Source organism: Pseudomonas sp. GLN_2 (assembly GCF_043106005.1).
GTDB classification, from domain to species: Bacteria; Pseudomonadota; Gammaproteobacteria; order Pseudomonadales; family Pseudomonadaceae; genus Aquipseudomonas; species Aquipseudomonas alloputida.
In genome coordinates, this window is the sequence record NZ_JBICMC010000012.1 from 1 (window position 1) to 18,240 (window position 18,240).

At 60.6% G+C, this 18,240-nt stretch carries 19 protein-coding genes, 1 tRNA gene and 1 pseudogene; 17 read left to right on the plus strand and 4 right to left on the minus strand.

The window, feature by feature from the left end:
- Positions 1-109: 109 nt before the first annotated feature.
- On the minus strand, positions 110-757 hold the full coding sequence (locus tag ACF8Q6_RS02810; RefSeq protein ID WP_392489726.1) for a trypsin-like peptidase domain-containing protein: 648 nt from the start codon (positions 755-757) through the stop codon (positions 110-112).
- Positions 758-1,099: 342 nt separating this feature from the next.
- Between ACF8Q6_RS02810 and ACF8Q6_RS02815 the strand changes: the two genes are divergently transcribed.
- Positions 1,100-1,522: a VOC family protein gene (locus tag ACF8Q6_RS02815; protein ID WP_012051239.1), complete on the plus strand. Its 423-nt coding sequence runs from the start codon at positions 1,100-1,102 to the stop codon at positions 1,520-1,522.
- A gap of 15 nt (positions 1,523-1,537) precedes the next feature.
- Here the strand turns inward: ACF8Q6_RS02815 and ACF8Q6_RS02820 are convergent.
- Positions 1,538-1,648: pseudogene (locus ACF8Q6_RS02820) on the minus strand (effector protein); the annotation flags it as partial.
- A 434-nt stretch (positions 1,649-2,082) separates the two neighbouring features.
- On the opposite strand from ACF8Q6_RS02820, the gene ACF8Q6_RS02825 reads away from it, so the two are divergent.
- Together ACF8Q6_RS02825 and ACF8Q6_RS02830 are read left to right on the plus strand one after the other, a co-directional pair.
- Positions 2,083-3,498 carry an NAD(P)/FAD-dependent oxidoreductase gene (locus ACF8Q6_RS02825; RefSeq protein WP_392489725.1) on the plus strand — a complete coding sequence of 472 codons (1,416 nt, stop codon included), beginning with the start codon at positions 2,083-2,085 and terminating at the stop codon, positions 3,496-3,498.
- 79 nt (positions 3,499-3,577) lie between these two features.
- Positions 3,578-4,075, plus strand: a complete 498-nt coding sequence (locus tag ACF8Q6_RS02830; protein WP_014589747.1) for a RidA family protein — start codon at positions 3,578-3,580, stop codon at positions 4,073-4,075.
- A gap of 72 nt (positions 4,076-4,147) precedes the next feature.
- Here the strand turns inward: ACF8Q6_RS02830 and ACF8Q6_RS02835 are convergent.
- Positions 4,148-4,232: transfer RNA gene (locus ACF8Q6_RS02835), tRNA-Leu, on the minus strand.
- A 105-nt stretch (positions 4,233-4,337) separates the two neighbouring features.
- Here ACF8Q6_RS02835 and queA point away from each other — a divergent pair.
- From queA to ACF8Q6_RS02865, 6 genes are all read left to right on the plus strand, one after another.
- The gene (queA, locus tag ACF8Q6_RS02840) at positions 4,338-5,387 is read left to right on the plus strand and encodes a tRNA preQ1(34) S-adenosylmethionine ribosyltransferase-isomerase QueA (RefSeq protein WP_004576301.1); all 1,050 of its coding nucleotides are present in this window, start codon (positions 4,338-4,340) and stop codon (positions 5,385-5,387) included.
- Positions 5,388-5,401: 14 nt separating this feature from the next.
- Positions 5,402-6,517 carry a tRNA guanosine(34) transglycosylase Tgt gene (gene tgt / locus ACF8Q6_RS02845; RefSeq protein WP_003248558.1) on the plus strand — a complete coding sequence of 372 codons (1,116 nt, stop codon included), beginning with the start codon at positions 5,402-5,404 and terminating at the stop codon, positions 6,515-6,517.
- A gap of 42 nt (positions 6,518-6,559) precedes the next feature.
- The gene (gene yajC / locus ACF8Q6_RS02850) at positions 6,560-6,895 is read left to right on the plus strand and encodes a preprotein translocase subunit YajC (RefSeq protein WP_003248556.1); all 336 of its coding nucleotides are present in this window, start codon (positions 6,560-6,562) and stop codon (positions 6,893-6,895) included.
- A 63-nt stretch (positions 6,896-6,958) separates the two neighbouring features.
- Positions 6,959-8,821, plus strand: coding sequence for a protein translocase subunit SecD (secD, locus tag ACF8Q6_RS02855; protein ID WP_047603284.1), 1,863 nt, complete (start codon positions 6,959-6,961; stop codon positions 8,819-8,821).
- A 10-nt stretch (positions 8,822-8,831) separates the two neighbouring features.
- The gene (secF, locus tag ACF8Q6_RS02860) at positions 8,832-9,740 is read left to right on the plus strand and encodes a protein translocase subunit SecF (RefSeq protein ID WP_332731259.1); all 909 of its coding nucleotides are present in this window, start codon (positions 8,832-8,834) and stop codon (positions 9,738-9,740) included.
- 121 nt (positions 9,741-9,861) lie between these two features.
- Positions 9,862-10,404 (plus strand): glycine zipper 2TM domain-containing protein, encoded by a 543-nt coding sequence (locus ACF8Q6_RS02865; RefSeq protein ID WP_003248550.1) that lies wholly within the window; start codon positions 9,862-9,864, stop codon positions 10,402-10,404.
- Positions 10,405-10,573: 169 nt separating this feature from the next.
- On the opposite strand, the gene suhB is transcribed toward ACF8Q6_RS02865, so the two are convergent.
- Positions 10,574-11,392: an inositol-phosphate phosphatase gene (gene suhB / locus ACF8Q6_RS02870; protein WP_003248548.1), complete on the minus strand. Its 819-nt coding sequence runs from the start codon at positions 11,390-11,392 to the stop codon at positions 10,574-10,576.
- Positions 11,393-11,543: 151 nt separating this feature from the next.
- On the opposite strand from suhB, the gene trmJ reads away from it, so the two are divergent.
- The 8 genes from trmJ (at position 11,544) to hscA (ending at position 18,239) form a co-directional block, all read left to right on the plus strand.
- On the plus strand, positions 11,544-12,299 hold the full coding sequence (trmJ, locus tag ACF8Q6_RS02875; RefSeq protein WP_392490890.1) for a tRNA (cytosine(32)/uridine(32)-2'-O)-methyltransferase TrmJ: 756 nt from the start codon (positions 11,544-11,546) through the stop codon (positions 12,297-12,299).
- A 3-nt stretch (positions 12,300-12,302) separates the two neighbouring features.
- Complete coding sequence (gene cysE / locus ACF8Q6_RS02880; RefSeq protein ID WP_010952064.1) at positions 12,303-13,088, plus strand: serine O-acetyltransferase; 786 nt, start codon at positions 12,303-12,305, stop codon at positions 13,086-13,088.
- 179 nt (positions 13,089-13,267) lie between these two features.
- Positions 13,268-13,759 (plus strand): Fe-S cluster assembly transcriptional regulator IscR, encoded by a 492-nt coding sequence (iscR, locus tag ACF8Q6_RS02885; protein WP_003248542.1) that lies wholly within the window; start codon positions 13,268-13,270, stop codon positions 13,757-13,759.
- 45 nt (positions 13,760-13,804) lie between these two features.
- The gene (locus ACF8Q6_RS02890; protein WP_003248541.1) at positions 13,805-15,019 is read left to right on the plus strand and encodes an IscS subfamily cysteine desulfurase; all 1,215 of its coding nucleotides are present in this window, start codon (positions 13,805-13,807) and stop codon (positions 15,017-15,019) included.
- A gap of 46 nt (positions 15,020-15,065) precedes the next feature.
- Positions 15,066-15,452: a Fe-S cluster assembly scaffold IscU gene (gene iscU, locus ACF8Q6_RS02895; protein WP_003248539.1), complete on the plus strand. Its 387-nt coding sequence runs from the start codon at positions 15,066-15,068 to the stop codon at positions 15,450-15,452.
- Between the two features lie 28 nt (positions 15,453-15,480).
- Positions 15,481-15,804 (plus strand): iron-sulfur cluster assembly protein IscA, encoded by a 324-nt coding sequence (gene iscA, locus ACF8Q6_RS02900; RefSeq protein ID WP_003248536.1) that lies wholly within the window; start codon positions 15,481-15,483, stop codon positions 15,802-15,804.
- 8 nt (positions 15,805-15,812) lie between these two features.
- Entirely contained in the window at positions 15,813-16,334 is a 522-nt protein-coding gene (gene hscB / locus ACF8Q6_RS02905; protein WP_003248535.1) for a co-chaperone HscB, read from the plus strand.
- 42 nt (positions 16,335-16,376) lie between these two features.
- Positions 16,377-18,239 carry a Fe-S protein assembly chaperone HscA gene (hscA, locus tag ACF8Q6_RS02910; protein ID WP_392490891.1) on the plus strand — a complete coding sequence of 621 codons (1,863 nt, stop codon included), beginning with the start codon at positions 16,377-16,379 and terminating at the stop codon, positions 18,237-18,239.
- The last annotated feature ends 1 nt before the right edge of the window (position 18,240 follow it).

Consider the following 18,240-nt stretch of genomic DNA (forward strand, 5'->3'; position numbering starts at 1 on the left):
ACTGCACAAGGCTCAGATCCTGTGCAGGCCCTGTAGGAGCGGGTTTACCCGCGAAGAGGCCATCAGCCTCACATCATAAGCCGCTTTCCATCCAACACCGCGCCCCGATTCACGGCTTGGCGGCCACCGCCACGTAGCCTTTGACCGCAGCTGGTGCCTGGGGCTTGGCCTTGTGCGCCAGCAGGTACTGATAGCGCCGCCATTCCTTGTCGATCTCGCTGAACGACATGAACACGCTGATGCGATCTTTACCGGCCAGGTCCGGGCGCTTGCCGGCGTCGATCTCGCTGGTGGGAATGATGGCGACGTTGATGCCTACCACCCTGCCGTCATCGGCAAACACCGGCCCACCCGACATGCCTTTGGTGATCGGGCCGTCATGCACCGAGTAGAAAACACTGCCAGGCGTACCTTCAAGCCGTACCAGCGACGACAGGGCATGGCCCTTGCCCTGCATCGGCATCATGAAACTGTTGAAGCCCACCGCCGTCACGGCTTCCCCTGGCACGTACTGGCGCCAGTGCGGCACGCTGCTGGCTTTGTGCTTGAAGAACACTACGTCACCGAGGCCCTCGTGGACCACGTTGCGCAGGAAGGGGGTGTGTTTGGCGGTCACAGCGTAATCCTCGTTCCACTGGATGGCGCTGGCCATCAGCAACATCGGCAGAGGGGCACCAGAAGTGACCACGAAAGCCTGACTGTAGACGGGATCTGAAACGTACGACGTTGGCACTCCATTGCACCCACTGAGCAGCATCATTGCCGCCATGCAGGGCGCGATTGTTTTCATGTGTCACACAGGGCGTGGAAAAATGGGAACGCAACTATGGCCAAGTGCCATTACTCTAGCAATACTTTCGGCATATATCCGACGAATGACAGCTTAAGTGTTAGTCATGACGGCGGCCAATAGAATGCAGGTATGGCTACAGGTCCCAGAGCCATTGGGGCGGCGTCAAAGTGAAGGAATTTTTTTCGGGCGAATCTGAGGGGTGTGAACTGCATTGAGCTGCATTGGGCGACCACACTGACAAGCTACCTTTTTCAGGGCGACCTGTTCATAGTTGCCAGTCGACTTACCCTGAAAGGAATCAGAACATTGTTTAAGCTTAATCCCCTGGTGCCGGAGCTGATTGTTTCTGATCTACCTCGCAGCCTGGCATTTTACTGCGGCGTACTCGGCTTCAAGATTGAATACGACCGGCCAGAAGAGCATTTTGCCTTCCTGTCTTTTGGTGGCAGCCAGCTGATGCTGGAGCAGGACTGGCAGAGTGAGTCACCCTGGCGGGTCGGCCCGCTGGAGCCGCCGTATGGTCGAGGCATCAACCTGTCGATCGAATGCGCTGATGCACTGGCCTTGGTCGCGTCGCTGGGGGTTGCGGGGCATAGCATCAGAAAGCCGATTGAAGAGTGTTGGTACCGCCAGGGCGGCATGCTGGTCGGCCAGCGCAATTTCCTGGTGCAGGATCCGGACGGCTACTTGCTTCGGTTTGCTGAAGATCTCGGCGTGAAGAGCGCCTGAGCCACGGGCGGGCACACGAAAAATTGACCCCAGGTTGCGCTCGATGGTCTCGCAACGGGTATCCATCTGGATCGGGTGCTCACTGAACCTGAACAGGCTCTGCTAATCCGTGCCGATCCGCTCCATGCCTCCCTGTGCATTGGACAGATCTACCACCGTCGGATGCTGATGCCTTTGTCCACACTGAATATGTGGCAATGAAGTGTTGCCACATAACGCTATGCACCCACACAGTTACTGAATCCGCAGCGCTTATTGCCCCCGCGCACTTTCGGAACTAAGCCAGCATCTTCGCCCGAACTAACTTCCCTCTTTCGAGTGTTGAGTGTCGCCATATCAACTATTTATGTCACTTGCGCGATAGTTTCAAAATGGCTGAACTAAGTATTTGCCCACAGCGCTTTTTCCCGAAGCGGGTCATCAACAAAATAGCCGCCCTTCAATTTTAAACATCAGCCTGACGCGGTGGCCGAAAGTTGGCCGCGGCGGCTGGCGGCCGGGTAGGTGGCTCGCCGCCTGAGCTGATGAACCCACACCGATTACCAGGAAAGGAAAGTGTCATGGGAATGACGAGGCGTAAATTTTTGATCGGCGGCGGCGTCGTGGCTATTGCAGGTGGCGCAGGCATTCTGACCCCCTTGCTGACCCGCGAAGGCAGGTTGATCCCCGGCAAACCGCGGTTTGGTTTTGTAGAAGGTAGCGAAGGTGCGCTTCCCAAACAGGCAGACGTCGTCGTTGTTGGCGCTGGTATTCTGGGGCTCATGACCGCAATCAATCTTGTCGAGCGTGGCCTCTCGGTAGTCGTCGTTGAAAAAGGTGAGATTGCCGGCGAGCAGTCATGCAGGTTCTATGGTCAGGTCATGACCTACAAGATGCCTGATGCGACGTTCCAGTTGCACCATCTTGCCAAACAACGGTGGCGCGAGATGAATGCCAAAGTGGGTGCAGATACCAGCTATCGCACACAGGGCCGGGTCGAAGTTCCTTTCGATGAAGAAGACCTGGAAAACGTCAGAAAGTGGATCGATGTCAAAAGCCGGGAAGTAGCAGCGGACAACCCCTTCAAGACTCGGATCATTCAGGGGAATGAACTCGAACAGCGGCTGCGCGGTGCATCCTCAAGCTGGAAAATTGCAGGTTTCGAGGAAGACTCCGGTAGCCTGGACGCCGAGCGCGCATCGTTTGTCATGGCGGAGTACGCCAAGAAAATGGGTGTGCGTATCTATACCCACTGCGCCGCAAGGGGCCTGGAAACCCAGGCAGGCGTCATCTCCGATGTGGTGACCGAGAAGGGCGCCATCAGGACTTCTCGCGTGGTCGTGGCAGGCGGCGCCTGGTCCAGGCTGTTCATGCAGAACCTGGGCGTCGATGTGCCTACCTTGCCGGCCTACCAGTCCCAGCAAATCATCAGCGCGGCGCCCCGTGCACCGGGGGGCAACGTTGCATTGCCAGGGAATATCTACTTCCGTGAGCAGGCCGACGGTACATACGCCACCTCGCCGCGCGTCGTCGTTGCCCCGGTGGTCAAAGAATCGTTCATGTATGGTTATAAATACCTGCCATTGCTGGCCATCCCCGACTTCCCGGTGCACATCTCACTCAACAAGCAACTGATCGATTCGTTCACTCAGTCCACCCAGTGGAGGCTGGACGAGGTATCGCCCTTCGAGAAAAACAGGCTGATGACGGCGGCCCCGGATATTCCAGAGCTGGATGCATCTCTGGAAAAGCTCAAAGTCGAGTTCCCTGCCTTCAAAGATGCGAAGTTGATCGATCAGTGGAGCGGTGCCATGGCCATCGCCCCGGATGAGAACCCGATCATTTCGCAGGTCAACGAGTACCCAGGCCTGGTCATCAACACCGCGACCGGTTGGGGTATGACGGAAAGCCCGGTGTCGTCCGAACTGACGGCAGACCTGTTGCTTGGAAAGGCGCCGGTGCTGGACCCGAAACCCTTCAGTTTGTATCGATTCTAAGTACGCATACCGCAATGGAATGACCCGTACACGCATAAACGGTGCGTGTACATTCTTGTGTAACCATCAGGAGAGAAATATGAAATTCGCTTTCAAGACCGTTGCTGCATTGGCGTTGGGAATAGCCGGTGTTGGCAGCGTTCATGCACAAGATATTGTGCGCCATGGCGCAGGTAGTTTCCCTATCTCGTCGGCTGTAGAGATTCCTGCCGGGAAGTCGGTCGTCTATCTGAGCGGTTCCGTCCCGTCGGTGATCCATCCCGATGCGCCCAAGGATTCGCTGGAAGCCTACGGTGATACCAAGGCACAAACCATCAATGTGCTTGAAAGCATCCAGCAGCAGCTGAAAACGCTGGGTCTTGGCCTGACTGACGTGGTGAAGATGCAGGTATTCCTGGTGGGGGGGCCGGAGAACGGCGGCAAGATGGATTTCGAAGGTTTCATGGCTGGCTACACCCAGTTCTTCGGGCCAGCCGCCAAGCAGCCGGTGCTACCTGCGCGCTCGGCGTTCCAGATTGCAGGCCTGGCACATCCTGCCTGGCGGGTTGAGATCGAAGTGACAGCGGTTCGTCCCTGAGAGGACCTTGGCCCAGCCCGACAAAATCGTCGGGCAAAAAAAAACCGACCATAAGGTCGGTTTTTCCGGATTTGGTGCCCCGAGGGAGACTCGAACTCCCACTCCTTTCGAAAACGGATTTTGAATCCGCCGCGTCTACCAATTCCGCCATCAGGGCGTGGCGCGCAGTATAAAGAGGTGCCGCTGGTCGGTCAATCGGCTTTCATGGTCAATTTTCACACATTGGGCTAAACTTCCCGGCCCTGCCGAACCGAACATCATCATGCGCGTCGCCGATTTTTCCTTCGAACTCCCTGATTCCCTGATCGCCCGCCACCCGTTGGCCGAGCGCCATGGCAGCCGTCTGCTGGTGCTCGATGGGCCTACCGGCGCGCTGGCGCACCGGCAATTCCCCGACTTGCTCGACTATCTGCGCCCCGGCGACTTGATGGTGTTCAACAACACCCGGGTGATCCCGGCGCGGTTGTTCGGCCAGAAAGCCTCCGGCGGCAAGCTGGAGGTACTGGTCGAACGCGTGCTCGACAGCCACCGGGTGCTGGCCCATGTGCGCGCCAGCAAGGCGCCCAAGGTTGGCGCGGTCATCCTCATCGATGGCGGTGGCGAGGCCGAAATGGTCGCGCGCCATGACACGCTGTTCGAGCTTCGCTTCACCGAAGAGGTGCTGCCGTTGCTCGACCGTGTCGGCCATATGCCGTTGCCGCCCTATATCGACCGCCCGGACGAGGGCGCCGACCGTGAGCGCTACCAGACCGTGTACGCCCAGCGCGCCGGCGCGGTTGCCGCGCCTACCGCAGGCCTGCACTTTGACGAGGCGCTGCTGGAAAAGATCGCCGACAAGGGCGTCGAGCGCGCCTTCGTCACCCTGCATGTGGGCGCCGGCACCTTCCAGCCGGTGCGGGTCGACAAGATCGAAGACCACCACATGCATAAAGAGTGGCTCGAAGTGGGCCAGGATGTGGTCGATGCCATCGAGGCCTGCCGGGCCCGTGGTGGTCGGGTGATCGCGGTTGGCACCACCAGTGTGCGTTCGCTGGAAAGCGCCGCGCGTGATGGCGTGCTCAAGGCCTTCAGTGGCGATACCGACATCTTCATCTACCCGGGCCGGCCATTCCATGTGGTCGATGCCCTGGTCACCAACTTCCATCTGCCGGAGTCCACGCTGCTGATGCTGGTCTCGGCTTTCGCCGGCTACCCCGAGACCATGGCTGCCTACGCAGCGGCGGTCGAGCACGGGTACCGCTTCTTCAGTTACGGTGATGCCATGTTCATCACCCGCAATCCGGCGCCACGCGGGCCCGAGGATCAAGCATGAGTCGCACCTGTCGAATGTCCTTCGAACTGCTGGCCACCGACGGCAAGGCCCGTCGGGGTCGCATCACCTTCCCACGCGGCACCGTGGAAACCCCGGCATTCATGCCGGTGGGGACCTATGGCACGGTCAAGGGCATGCTGCCACGCGACATCGAGGCCATCGGCGCCGAGATGATCCTCGGCAACACCTTCCACCTGTGGCTGCGTCCGGGCACCGAGGTGATCAAGAAGCACAACGGCCTGCACGATTTCATGCAGTGGAAAGGCCCGATCCTCACCGACTCCGGTGGTTTCCAGGTATTCAGCCTGGGTGCCATGCGCAAGATCAAGGAAGAGGGCGTGACCTTCGCTTCGCCGGTCGATGGTTCCAAGGTGTTCATGGGCCCGGAAGAGTCGATGCAGGTTCAGCGTGACCTGGGCTCGGACGTGGTAATGATCTTCGACGAGTGCACCCCGTACCCGGCCGAGCACGATGTGGCACGCACTTCCATGGAGTTGTCGCTGCGCTGGGCCCAGCGCTCGAAGAATGCCCATGCCGACAACACCGCAGCGCTGTTCGGCATTGTCCAGGGTGGCATGTACCAGGACCTGCGCATGCGCTCGCTGGAAGGCCTGGAAAACATCGGTTTCGACGGCTTGGCCATTGGCGGCCTGTCGGTGGGCGAGCCCAAGCACGAAATGATCAAGGTGCTGGATTATCTGCCGGACCAGATGCCTGCTGACAAACCTCGTTACCTTATGGGGGTAGGCAAACCGGAAGATCTCGTTGAGGGTGTGCGCCGCGGCGTCGACATGTTCGACTGCGTGATGCCGACGCGTAACGCGCGCAACGGTCATCTGTTCGTTGATACAGGGGTGATCAAGATCCGCAATGCGTTCCATCGTCACGATGAATCGCCGCTGGATCCGACCTGTGACTGCTATACCTGCACCAACTTCTCGCGCGCCTATCTCCATCATCTGGACAAATGCGGCGAAATGCTGAGCAGCATGCTGAATACCATCCACAACTTGCGCCATTATCAGCGCTTGATGGCCGGTTTACGCGAGGCTATTCAACAGGGTAAATTGGCCGCCTTTGTCGACGCCTTCTACGCCAAGCGCGGGCTTCCTGTACCGCCCTTGGACTGACTGTCCGCATCCATTATTAGAAAATTACATTAGGAGTGCCCAATGAGCTTCTTCATCCCCGCCGCATACGCGGACGCTGCAGCACCTGCCGCTGGCCCAGCCGGTACCGGCTTCGAGTGGATTTTCCTGGTCGGTTTCCTGGTCATCTTCTACCTGATGATCTGGCGCCCGCAGGCCAAGCGCGCGAAAGAGCAGAAGAACCTGCTGAGCAACTTGCAGAAAGGTGACGAAGTTGTCACCAACGGCGGCATCGCCGGCAAGATCGTCAAGGTTTCCGATGACTTCGTGGTGCTGGAAGTGTCCGACACTGTCGAGCTGAAGTTCCAGAAGGGTGCCATTGCTGCCACCCTGCCAAAAGGTACGCTCAAGGCTATCTGAGTTACCGGTTTTATTTTCCAGTCGGGGCGCGCAACGCGCCCCGCGTCTTGAACGGGCGGCGTGATGCTGAACAAATATCCTCTGTGGAAATATGCACTGATCGTGCTGGTACTGGTGGTCGGTTTCATTTATTCCGCTCCCAACCTCTACCCGGATGACCCGGCGGTACAGATCAGCGGTGCCAGCTCGGCGCTGCAGGTGAATCAGGCCGACCTTGATCGCGTCAGCAAGGCGCTGGTCGATGCCAAGATCGCTGTCAAGGGCGCAAGCCTGGGTGAAAAGGGCAGCGGGCTGATCCGCCTGACCAATCAGGAAGACCAGTTGCCAGCCAAGGATGTAGTGCGCAAGGCACTGGGCGATGATTACGTCGTGGCCCTGAACCTGGCCCAGACTACCCCGCAATGGCTGCGCAACCTGGGTGCGAGCCCGATGAAACTGGGCCTGGACCTGTCCGGTGGTGTGCACTTCCTGCTGGAAGTGGACATGGACAAGGCCATGACTGCCCGCATGAAAGTCTACGAAGGCGAGGTCAAGACCTTGCTGCGCAAAGAGCGCGTCCGCTACCGCAGCCTGCCTCAGCAGGATGGCGGCATCATGCTGGGCTTCGCTGATGATGCCACCCGCGAACAGGCACGTGCCCTGATCCGCAAGAATTTCAATGATTTCGACCTGACCACCACCGATCGCAACGAGCTTGCGGTGCTGCGTCTGGCGCTGACCCAGGCGAAAGTCGCCGAGATCCGCGAATACTCGATCAAGCAGAACCTCACCACCGTGCGCAACCGCGTGAACGAGCTGGGTGTGGCAGAGCCTCTGGTACAGCGCCAGGGCGCCAACCGTATCGTGGTCGAGCTGCCAGGCGTGCAGGACACCGCCGAAGCCAAGCGTATCCTTGGTAAAACGGCCAACCTGGAGTTCCGCTTCGGTGCCGAACCGGGTGCATCCAAGGCCACTACCGAGGTGTTCGAGTTCCGTGAGGGCGGCCGCTCCGCCGCAGTCGAGCGGGGCCTGATCATCACGGGTGACCAGGTTACCGACGCACAGGCCAGCTTCGACGAGCATGGCCGCCCGCAGGTGAACATTCGCCTGGATGGCCACGGTGGCGAGCTGATGAGCCGTGCTACCCGTAGCAACGTCGGCCGTAGCATGGCGGTGATCTTCATCGAGCAGAAGCCGGTTACCCGCTACGTCAAGCAAACCGTCGGCGGCGTCGAGAAGGACGTTGCCGTACAAAGCTTCGTCGAAGAGAAAAAAATCATCAGCCTGGCGACCATCCAGTCGCCGCTTGGCAGCCAGTTCCGCATCACCGGTCTGAACGGCCAGGGCGAATCGTCCGAGTTGGCCCTGCTGCTGCGTGCTGGTGGTCTGGCTGCGCCGATGTACTTCGCTGAAGAACGTACCATTGGCCCAAGCCTGGGTGCTGACAACATCACCAAGGGTATCGATGCGTCGCTGTGGGGCATGCTGTTCGTCTCGCTGTTCATCATCGCCATCTACCGCGCCTTCGGTGTGCTGGCCACCATCGCCCTGGCGGGCAACATGGTGCTGCTGCTGGCGTTGATGTCGCTGCTGGGGGCGACTCTTACCCTGCCGGGTATTGCCGGCATCGTGTTGACCATGGGTATGGCGGTGGACGCCAACGTGCTGATCTTCTCGCGTATTCGCGAAGAGATCGCTGCTGGCATGTCGGTGCAGCGCGCTATCCACGAAGGCTTCAATCGCGCCTACTCGGCAATCGTCGACGCCAACCTGACCACCCTGTTGGTCGGCGGCATCCTGTTTGCCATGGGTACCGGCCCGGTCAAAGGCTTTGCGGTCACCATGTCCCTCGGGATTTTCACCTCGATGTTCACCGCCGTCATGGTGACCCGTGCATTGGTCAACCTGACCTGTGGCGGGCGTGACATCAAGAAGCTGTGGGTTTGAGGGAGCTGCGATGAAAACCATCAATTTCATGGGCGTGCGCAATGTCGCGTTCGCCATTACCGTGCTCCTCACCGTGCTGGCGCTGTTCAGCTGGTGGCAGAAAGGCCTGAATTTTGGCCTGGACTTCACCGGCGGTACGCTGATCGAGCTGACCTACGAGCGTCCTGCTGACCTCAAGGCGGTGCGTGCCGAGCTGGTCAATTCCGGCTTCCACGAGGCGGTGGTGCAGAGCTTCGGCGCCACCACTGACCTGCTGGTGCGCATGCCGGGCGATGACCCGCAGTTGGGCAACAAGGTAGCTGCCGCGCTGCAGAAGGCGGGCGGTGACAACCCGGCCACGGTCAAGCGTGTCGAGTTCGTCGGCCCGCAGGTCGGTGAAGAGCTGCGCGACCAGGGCGGCATGGGCATGCTCCTGGCCCTGGGCGGTATCCTCATCTACCTGGCCTTCCGTTTTCAGTGGAAGTTCGCCGTGGGCGCGATCATCTCGCTGATCCACGACGTGGTGGTAACGCTGGGTATCCTGTCGTTCTTCCAGATCACCTTCGACCTGACGGTGCTGGCGGCGGTCCTGGCGATCATCGGTTACTCGCTGAACGACACCATTGTTGTATTCGACCGGGTACGCGAGAACTTCCGCGTCATGCGCAAGGCCTCGCTGATCGAGAACATCAACATTTCCACCACCCAGACCCTGCTGCGTACCGTCGCCACTTCGGTTTCGACCTTGCTGGCCATTGCTGCGCTGCTGTTCTTCGGGGGTGACAACCTGTTCGGTTTCTCGCTCGCCCTGTTCATTGGTGTCATGGCCGGTACCTACTCGTCGATCTATATCGCCAACGTGGTGCTGATCTGGCTGAACCTGAACAGCGAAGACCTGATCCCGCCGACCAAGGCCGAGGGTGTGGATGATCGTCCGTAAGGGCTAGTCCATCACCGCCTGGCGGTGTAAAAGGCGCGAGTATTGAACTCGCGCCTTTTTTTTTGCTCCAAGGCTGGGAGAAGCGCGGGTTGATACCCGCTGGTACGATCAGGAGGTCCACGTGAATAAATCAATGCTGGTGGGTGCGGTACTGGGTGCTGTCGGTGTGACTGCCGGAGGTGCTGTCGCGACCTACAGCTTGGTCAACAAGGGGCCTGAGTATGCCCAGGTCACCGACGTGCAGCCGATCAAGCAACAGGTGAAAACCCCGCGCGAAGTGTGCAAGGACGTTACCGTTACGCGCCAGGCGCCGGTCAAGGACCAGCATCAGATCGCCGGCACCGTCGTGGGTGCGCTGGCCGGTGGCTTGCTGGGTAACCAGATTGGTGGTGGCACCGGCAAGAAGATTGCCACGGTGGCCGGTGCGGTCGGTGGTGGTTATGCCGGTAACAAGGTGCAGGAAGGCATGCAGGAGCGTGATACCTACACAACCACGCAAACTCGCTGCAACACGGTCAACGACATCAGCGAGAAGGTGGTGGGCTACAACGTGACCTATTCCATCGGTGATCAGGTAGGCAAGGTGAAGATGGATCGCGAGCCGGGATCGACCATTCCGCTGGACAAGAATGGCAAGTTGATCCTGAGCGAAGCGGGTCAGTAATTTGCGTGGCCTGTGTCGGCCTTTTCGCGGGTAAACCCGCTCTTACAGGGGCAATGCGATCCATGTAGGAGCGGGTTTACCCGCGAAGAGGCCGGCACAGGCCGCGCAAAACCACCAGGCACAAAAAAAGCACCTCAAGAGGTGCTTTTTGTTTGCCGCCAATCTGCGCTTAGCGCTTCATGCTTTCTGGCAGGTGCGGTTGGATGGCAGTCAGTACTGCCTTGAAGCACTTGATGTTGCCTGCAACGATGTGACCTTTGTCGAGGAAGTCGTGGCCACCGTTGAAGTCGCTCACCAGGCCACCGGCTTCCTGGATCAGCAGTACGCCAGCTGCCATGTCCCATTCGGACAGGCCTGACTCCCAGAAGGCGTCGAAGCGGCCAGCAGCCACATAGGCCAGGTCCAGGCTGGCGGAGCCGGCGCGGCGGATGCCGGCGGTCTGGCCGGTCAAGGCGCGGAACATGCCCAGGTAGTTGTCCATGTCCGCCATCTGGCCGTCACGGAACGGGAAGCCGGTGCCCAGCAGGGCGCCTTCCAGGCTTGTGCGCGAGCTGACGCGCAGGCGGCGGCCATTGAGTTGGGCGCCACGGCCACGGCTGGCGGTGAATTCTTCCTGGCGAACCGGGTCGACGATCACGGCGTGCTCAAGGCGGCCGCGGTATTTGCAGGCGATGCTGACGGCGAAGTGCGGGATGCCGCGCAGGAAGTTGGTGGTGCCGTCCAGCGGGTCGATGATCCACAGGTAATCTTTGCCTTCTTCGCCGCTACCCGCGTGCAGGCCGGTTTCCTCGCCCTGGATGGAGTGGTTCGGGTAGGCCTTGCGCAGGGCGTTGACGATGCTCTGCTCGGCGGCGCGATCGACTTCGGAAACGTAGTCCTTGGCCTCTTTCTCATCGACCTTGATGCTATCCAGGCGTTCGATGGAGCGGAAAATCAGTTCACTGGCGCTGCGAGCGGCGCGCAGGGCGATATTCAGCATAGGCTGCATGGGCGGGTCACCTGGAGATGTTAAAGAAGAAAGCCGATCATTCTAGCAGAAAACTTTGGCGGCAGAAGTGTCACATTTGCTTTCATGGCGTTACGTCTGTCGGTTCTGTAAGATCGAAGGCCCTGATTCCTGCATCTGTGAGCACAACACCTTGCTGCAAAATATTCGTGTTGTTCTGGTCAATACCAGCCACCCCGGCAACATCGGCGGCGCTGCGCGTGCCATGAAAAACATGGGCTTGTCGCGTCTGGTGCTGGTGCAGCCGAAAGAATTCCCCGCCGTGGATGCCAGTGCCCGTGCTTCGGGCGCCGACGATGTGCTGGATAACGCCCAGGTGGTCGACAGCCTCGAACAGGCGCTGGTCGGCTGCAACCTGGTGATGGGCACCAGCGCCCGCGAGCGCAGCATTCCCTGGCCGTTGATCGGCCCGCGTGAATGCGGTGCCAAGGCGGTGGAGCATGCCAAAGGCGGCGAGGAAATCGCCCTGGTGTTCGGGCGCGAGCACGCCGGCCTGACCAACGAAGAACTGCAGCGATGTCACTTCCACGTGCACATTCCCTCCAACCCCGACTTCAGCTCGCTGAACCTGGCGGCTGCCGTGCAGGTGCTCTCCTACGAGGTGCGCATGGCCTGGCTGGCTGCCGGTGAAGCGCCGGCCAAAGTCGAGAAGGTTGACGCCGCTGAGCTGGCGACCATGGATGAAATGGAGCTGTTCTACGACCACCTGGAGAAAACCCTGGTGGGCATCGGCTTCCTCGACCCCGAAAAGCCCAAGCACCTGATGCCGCGCTTGCGCCGGCTGTATGGGCGGGTGGCGGTCGAGCGTTCGGAAATGAGCATTTTGCGCGGCATCCTTACCGAGACCCAGAAGGTGGTCCGGGGCGAGCCGCATAAACGGAAGGACTGACAGATGTTCGAACGCCTGCGTGAAGATATTCAAAGCGTATTCCACCGAGACCCGGCTGCACGCAATGCCTTCGAGGTGCTCACCTGCTACCCCGGCATGCATGCCATCTGGCTGCACCGCCTGGGCAATGCGCTGTGGAGGCGTGATTTCAAATGGCTGGCCCGGCTGGTGTCGAACTTCGGTCGCTGGCTGACCGGTATCGAAATCCACCCTGGCGCCACCATTGGCCGGCGCTTTTTCATCGACCACGGTATGGGCATCGTCATTGGCGAAACCGCCGAGATCGGCGATGACGTCACCCTGTACCAGGGGGTGACGCTCGGTGGGACCAGCTGGAACAAGGGCAAGCGCCACCCCACCTTGGAAAACGGCGTGGTGGTAGGGGCCGGTGCCAAGGTGTTGGGGCCTTTCACGGTCGGCGCCGGGGCCAAGATCGGTTCCAATGCGGTGGTTACCAAGGCGGTGCCGGCCGGGGCTACAGCGGTAGGCATTCCGGGGCGGATCATCGTCAAGAGCGAGGACACCGAAGTCGAAGCCAAGCGTAAGGCAATGGCCGAGAAGATCGGCTTCGACGCCTATGGTGTCAGTGGCGACATGCCCGACCCGGTAGCGCGGGCCATCGGCCAGATGCTCGATCACCTGCAGGCCGTCGACGAACGGTTGGAGGGTATGTGTGGCGCGCTGACCAAGATGGGCAGTGACTATTGTGCCAAGGAACTGCCGGCCTTGCCGGAGGACGACTTCAGCGAGGCTGCCCAGGTGGCCCAGCGCGACACTCAGCCGCATTGATCGCGCCGCACTGAAGTCATGGTGGCATGCGGGGCGTGTGCTCACGCCCCTCGTCTGCTACAATCGCGCCCGCCTCCCTGATGCAATCCCGACTAAAGCAGTAGGTCTAATAGTTGACTTAAATGCTCGGGAATCGCATACTCGCACACATCCTGAAACTCCCGTGGTACCCAATAGCCATGCGACTGACTACCAAAGGCCGATACGCCGTGACCGCCATGCTCGACCTGGCGTTGCACGCGAAGCATGGGCCGGTGTCTTTGGCCGATATTTCCGAGCGCCAGGGCATTTCCCTCTCTTATCTGGAGCAGCTGTTCGCCAAGCTGCGCCGCAGCAGCCTGGTTTCCAGTGTGCGCGGTCCAGGCGGTGGCTACCAGCTGTCGCGGGGCATGGAAACCATCCAGGTGGCCCAGGTTATCGACGCGGTCAACGAATCGGTCGACGCCACCCGCTGCCAGGGGCTCGGTGACTGCCATGCCGGTGATACCTGCCTGACCCACCACCTGTGGTGCGACCTCAGCCAGCAGATCCATGAATTCCTCAGCGGCATAAGCCTGGCCGACCTCGTCAAGCGCCGTGATGTGCAGGAAGTCGCCCAGCGCCAGGACCTGCGCCGTGTCGCAGGACGAACCGCCCAGCTGGACAAGATTGAGACGTCTGCCGTCGATTGACCCCCTGGGACGACGAGCGACGCCACCGCCTGATAGGAGAGACAAATGAAGTTGCCGATCTACCTTGATTACTCTGCGACCACTCCGGTCGACCCACGCGTGGCCCAGAAGATGGCCGACTGCCTGCTGGTCGACGGAAACTTCGGTAACCCGGCCTCGCGCTCCCACGTCTTTGGCTGGAAGGCCGAGGAAGCGGTGGAGAACGGTCGTCGCCAGGTTGCCGAGCTGATCAACGCCGATCCGCGCGAAATCGTCTGGACCAGCGGTGCCACCGAGTCCGACAACCTCGCGCTCAAAGGTGTCGCGCACTTCTATCAGACCAAGGGCAAGCACATCATTACCTCCAAGATCGAGCACAAGGCGGTCCTGGATACCGCTCGCCAGCTGGAGCGCGAAGGTTTTGAAGTCACTTACCTGGAGCCAGGCGAAGACGGCATCGTCACCCCGGCCATGGTAGAAGCGGTGCTGCGCGACGACACCATCCTGGTCTCGCTGATGCATGTGAACAACGAAGTCGGCTCGATCAACGACATTGCTGCCATCGGTGAACTGACCCGTTCGCGCGGCGTATTGTTCCATGTCGACGCCGCCCAGTCGGCCGGCAAGGTCGAAATCGACCTGCAAAAGCTGAAAGTCGACCTGATGTCCTTCTCGGCGCACAAGGTCTATGGCCCGAAAGGCATCGGCGCACTGTACGTCAGCCGCAAGCCGCGTGTACGTCTTGAGGCCATCATTCACGGCGGCGGTCATGAGCGCGGCATGCGTTCGGGCACCCTGCCGACCCACCAGATCGTCGGCATGGGCGAAGCCTTCGCCATTGCCAAACAGGAAATGGTTGCAGAAAACGCACGCATCAAGGCCCTGAGCGACCGCTTCTTCAAGCAGGTCTCAAACCTTGAAGAGCTGTACGTCAATGGCAGCCAGACTGCGCGTGTACCGCACAACCTGAACCTGAGCTTCAACTACGTCGAAGGCGAATCGCTGCTGATGTCGCTGAAAGACATCGCCGTATCGTCCGGTTCGGCCTGTACCTCCGCGTCGCTCGAGCCGTCCTACGTACTGCGTGCTCTGGGCCGCAACGACGAGCTGGCGCACAGCTCGATCCGCTTCTCCTTCGGCCGTTTCACCACCGAAGAAGAAGTCGACTACGCCGCGCAGAAAGTCTGCGAGGCCGTCAACAAACTGCGTGAGCTGTCGCCGCTGTGGGATATGTACAAAGACGGCGTTGACATCTCCAAGATCGAGTGGGCCGCCCACTAAGCAGTCGCCGGCAAGAGCGGCTCCCTGATGAGGAAGGAATTGCACCATGGCATACAGTGAAAAGGTCATCGACCACTACGAAAACCCGCGCAACGTCGGCAAGATGAACGCCGAAGACCCGGATGTCGGCACCGGCATGGTCGGCGCCCCGGCCTGCGGTGACGTGATGCGCCTGCAGATCAAGGTCAACGAGCAGGGCGTTATCGAAGACGCCAAGTTCAAGACCTACGGCTGCGGTTCGGCCATCGCGTCCAGCTCCCTCGCCACCGAGTGGATGAAGGGCAAGACCCTGGACGAGGCCGAAACCATCAAGAATACCCAACTGGCCGAAGAGCTGGCGTTGCCGCCGGTCAAGATCCACTGCTCGGTACTCGCCGAAGATGCCATCAAGGCAGCCGTACGCGACTACAAGCAGAAGAAAGGCTTGATCTAAGTCGCCTGTTGCAAGGTAAGGAGTTCTGATGGCTATCAGCATGACAGAAGCCGCCGCCAACCACATTCGCCGCTCCCTCGACGGGCGCGGCAAAGGTGAGGGCATTCGCCTGGGCGTGCGCACCACCGGTTGCTCGGGTCTGGCCTACGTGCTGGAATTCGTCGACGAACTGGCGGACGAAGACCAGGTGTTCGAAAACCATGGCGTCAAGGTGATCATCGATCCCAAGAGCCTGGTCTACCTCGACGGCACCGAACTGGATTTCGTCAAGGAAGGGTTGAACGAAGGCTTCAAGTTCAACAACCCCAACGTGCGCGGTGAGTGTGGCTGCGGCGAAAGCTTCAACGTTTGAGGCTGGCTGTGGGTACTCCTTGTCATTACGCATTGTTTGACCTCCAGCCAAGCTTCCGTCTGGATCTCGACAAGCTGGCCACTCGCTATCGCGAGCTGGCCCGCGAAGTCCATCCTGACCGCTTTGCCGACGCCTCCGAGCGTGAGCAGCGGGTAGCGCTGGAAAAGTCCGCAGCACTCAACGACGCCTACCAGACCCTGCGCAGTGCGCCGCGGCGCGCCCGCTATCTGCTGGCCATCAGCGGCCATGAAGTGCCTCAGGAAGTCACGGTCCACGACCCTGACTTCCTGTTGCAGCAGATGCAGTGGCGTGAAGAGCTCGAGGAGTTGCAGGACGAAGCCGACCTTGATGGTGTCGGCGTGTTCAAGAAGCGCCTCAAGGCTGCCCAGGACACGCTGAACGAGGACTTTGCCGCCTGCTGGGATGCCCCAGGCGAGCGCGACAAGGCCGAGCGCCTGATGCGCCGCATGCAGTTCCTCGACAAGCTCGCCCAAGAAGTGCGCCAACTGGAAGAGCGCCTCGACGATTAACCCGGTGTTGCCCGTGATGACACCTAAGGTATTCAGATAAGCATGGCCCTACTGCAGATTGCCGAACCCGGTCAAAGCCCTCAGCCTCACCAGCGTCGCCTGGCGGTGGGGATCGACCTGGGTACCACCAACTCTCTGGTCGCTGCACTGCGTAGCGGCCACAGCGAGCCCCTGCCCGACGCGCAGGGCAACGTCATTCTGCCGTCCGCGGTGCGCTACCTCGACGGGCGTATCGAAGTGGGGCAGGTTGCGCGTGACGCCGCCTCCAGCGACCCGCTGAACACTGTGCTGTCGGTCAAGCGCCTGATGGGGCGCGGCTTGGCCGACGTCAAGCAGCTGGGCGAGCAACTGCCATACCGCTTTGTGGGTGGTGAGTCGCACATGCCGTTCATCGACACCGTGCAGGGGCCGAAAAGCCCGGTGGAAGTGTCTGCTGACATCCTGAAGGTGTTGCGCGAACGTGCCGAAGCTACCTTGGGTGGCGAGCTGGTAGGCGCGGTGATCACTGTGCCGGCCTATTTCGATGACGCCCAGCGTCAGGCTACCAAAGATGCTGCGCGTCTGGCCGGCCTGAACGTGCTGCGCCTGCTCAACGAGCCGACTGCGGCCGCCGTAGCCTACGGCCTGGACCAGAACGCCGAAGGCGTAGTGGCCATCTATGATCTGGGCGGCGGTACTTTCGATATTTCCATCCTGCGCCTGACCGCTGGCGTATTCGAAGTGCTGGCCACCGGTGGTGATACCGCCCTTGGGGGGGATGACTTCGATCACACTATTGCCGGCTGGATCATCGAACAGGCGGGTTTGTCGTCTGACCTCGACCCGGCTACCCAGCGCGCGCTGCTGCAAACCGCCTGCGCCGCCAAGGAGGCCCTGACCGACGCTGACGTGGTCAGTGTCAGCCACGGTGCCTGGCACGGTGAGCTGACCCGCAGCGCCTTCGAAGCCATGATCGAACCACTGGTTGCCCGCAGCCTGAAGGCCTGCCGCCGCGCCGTGCGCGACAGTGGCGTTGAACTGGAAGAAGTCAGCGCTGTGGTCATGGTCGGTGGTTCTACCCGCGTGCCGCGTGTGCGTGAGGCCGTGGGTGCACTGTTCGGGCGCACCCCGCTGACCTCGATCGACCCAGACCAGGTGGTGGCCATTGGTGCCGCCATCCAGGCTGACACCTTGGCCGGCAACCGCCGCGAAGGTGGCGAGCTGCTGCTGCTCGATGTCATCCCGCTGTCGCTTGGTCTTGAGACCATGGGCGGGCTGATGGAGAAGGTGATCCCGCGTAACACCACCATTCCGGTGGCGCGCGCTCAGGAATTCACCACGTACAAAGACGGCCAGTCGGCCATGATGATCCACGTCCTGCAGGGCGAGCGTGAGCTGATCAGTGACTGCCGTTCGCTGGCCCGTTTCGAGCTGCGCGGCATTCCGGCCATGGTTGCCGGTGCTGCGAAAATCCGCGTTACCTTCCAGGTGGATGCCGATGGCCTGCTCAGCGTCGCTGCCCGCGAGCTGGGTTCGGGCGTTGAAGCCAGCATTCAGGTCAAGCCGTCCTACGGCCTGACCGACGGCGAAATCGCCCGCATGCTCAAGGACTCCTTCGAACACGCCGGTTCCGACAAGCACGCCCGCCAGTTGCGTGAGCATCAGGTAGATGGCGAGCGGCTGCTCGAGGCGGTACAGGGCGCCCTGGACGCCGACGGCGAGCGCCTGCTCAGCAGTGACGAGCGCGACGCCATCGAATTCCAGATGCAAGAACTACGTGATTTGCTGGCCGGCACCGATGGCGCAGCCATCGAGCAACAGACCAAGCGTCTGTCGCAGGTGACCGATGCATTTGCCGCCCGTCGCCTTGATTCGACGGTCAAAGCCGCACTGGCCGGGCGCAACCTGAATGAGATCGAGGAGTAAT

Coding starts and splice junctions, on each gene's coding strand:
- tgt (WP_003248558.1), top strand. CDS start 5,402: ATGTCCTTCGAACTGCTGGCCACCGACGGCAAGGCCCGTCGGGGTCGC.
- ACF8Q6_RS02810 (WP_392489726.1), bottom strand. CDS start 757: ATGCTGCTCAGTGGGTGCAATGGAGTGCCAACGTCGTACGTTTCAGAT.
- cysE (WP_010952064.1), top strand. CDS start 12,303: ATGTTCGAACGCCTGCGTGAAGATATTCAAAGCGTATTCCACCGAGAC.
- iscU (WP_003248539.1), top strand. CDS start 15,066: ATGGCATACAGTGAAAAGGTCATCGACCACTACGAAAACCCGCGCAAC.
- ACF8Q6_RS02825 (WP_392489725.1), top strand. CDS start 2,083: ATGGGAATGACGAGGCGTAAATTTTTGATCGGCGGCGGCGTCGTGGCT.
- iscA (WP_003248536.1), top strand. CDS start 15,481: ATGGCTATCAGCATGACAGAAGCCGCCGCCAACCACATTCGCCGCTCC.
- ACF8Q6_RS02890 (WP_003248541.1), top strand. CDS start 13,805: ATGAAGTTGCCGATCTACCTTGATTACTCTGCGACCACTCCGGTCGAC.
- yajC (WP_003248556.1), top strand. CDS start 6,560: ATGAGCTTCTTCATCCCCGCCGCATACGCGGACGCTGCAGCACCTGCC.
- secD (WP_047603284.1), top strand. CDS start 6,959: ATGCTGAACAAATATCCTCTGTGGAAATATGCACTGATCGTGCTGGTA.
- hscA (WP_392490891.1), top strand. CDS start 16,377: ATGGCCCTACTGCAGATTGCCGAACCCGGTCAAAGCCCTCAGCCTCAC.
- ACF8Q6_RS02830 (WP_014589747.1), top strand. CDS start 3,578: ATGAAATTCGCTTTCAAGACCGTTGCTGCATTGGCGTTGGGAATAGCC.
- suhB (WP_003248548.1), bottom strand. CDS start 11,392: ATGCAGCCTATGCTGAATATCGCCCTGCGCGCCGCTCGCAGCGCCAGT.
- secF (WP_332731259.1), top strand. CDS start 8,832: ATGAAAACCATCAATTTCATGGGCGTGCGCAATGTCGCGTTCGCCATT.
- iscR (WP_003248542.1), top strand. CDS start 13,268: ATGCGACTGACTACCAAAGGCCGATACGCCGTGACCGCCATGCTCGAC.
- queA (WP_004576301.1), top strand. CDS start 4,338: ATGCGCGTCGCCGATTTTTCCTTCGAACTCCCTGATTCCCTGATCGCC.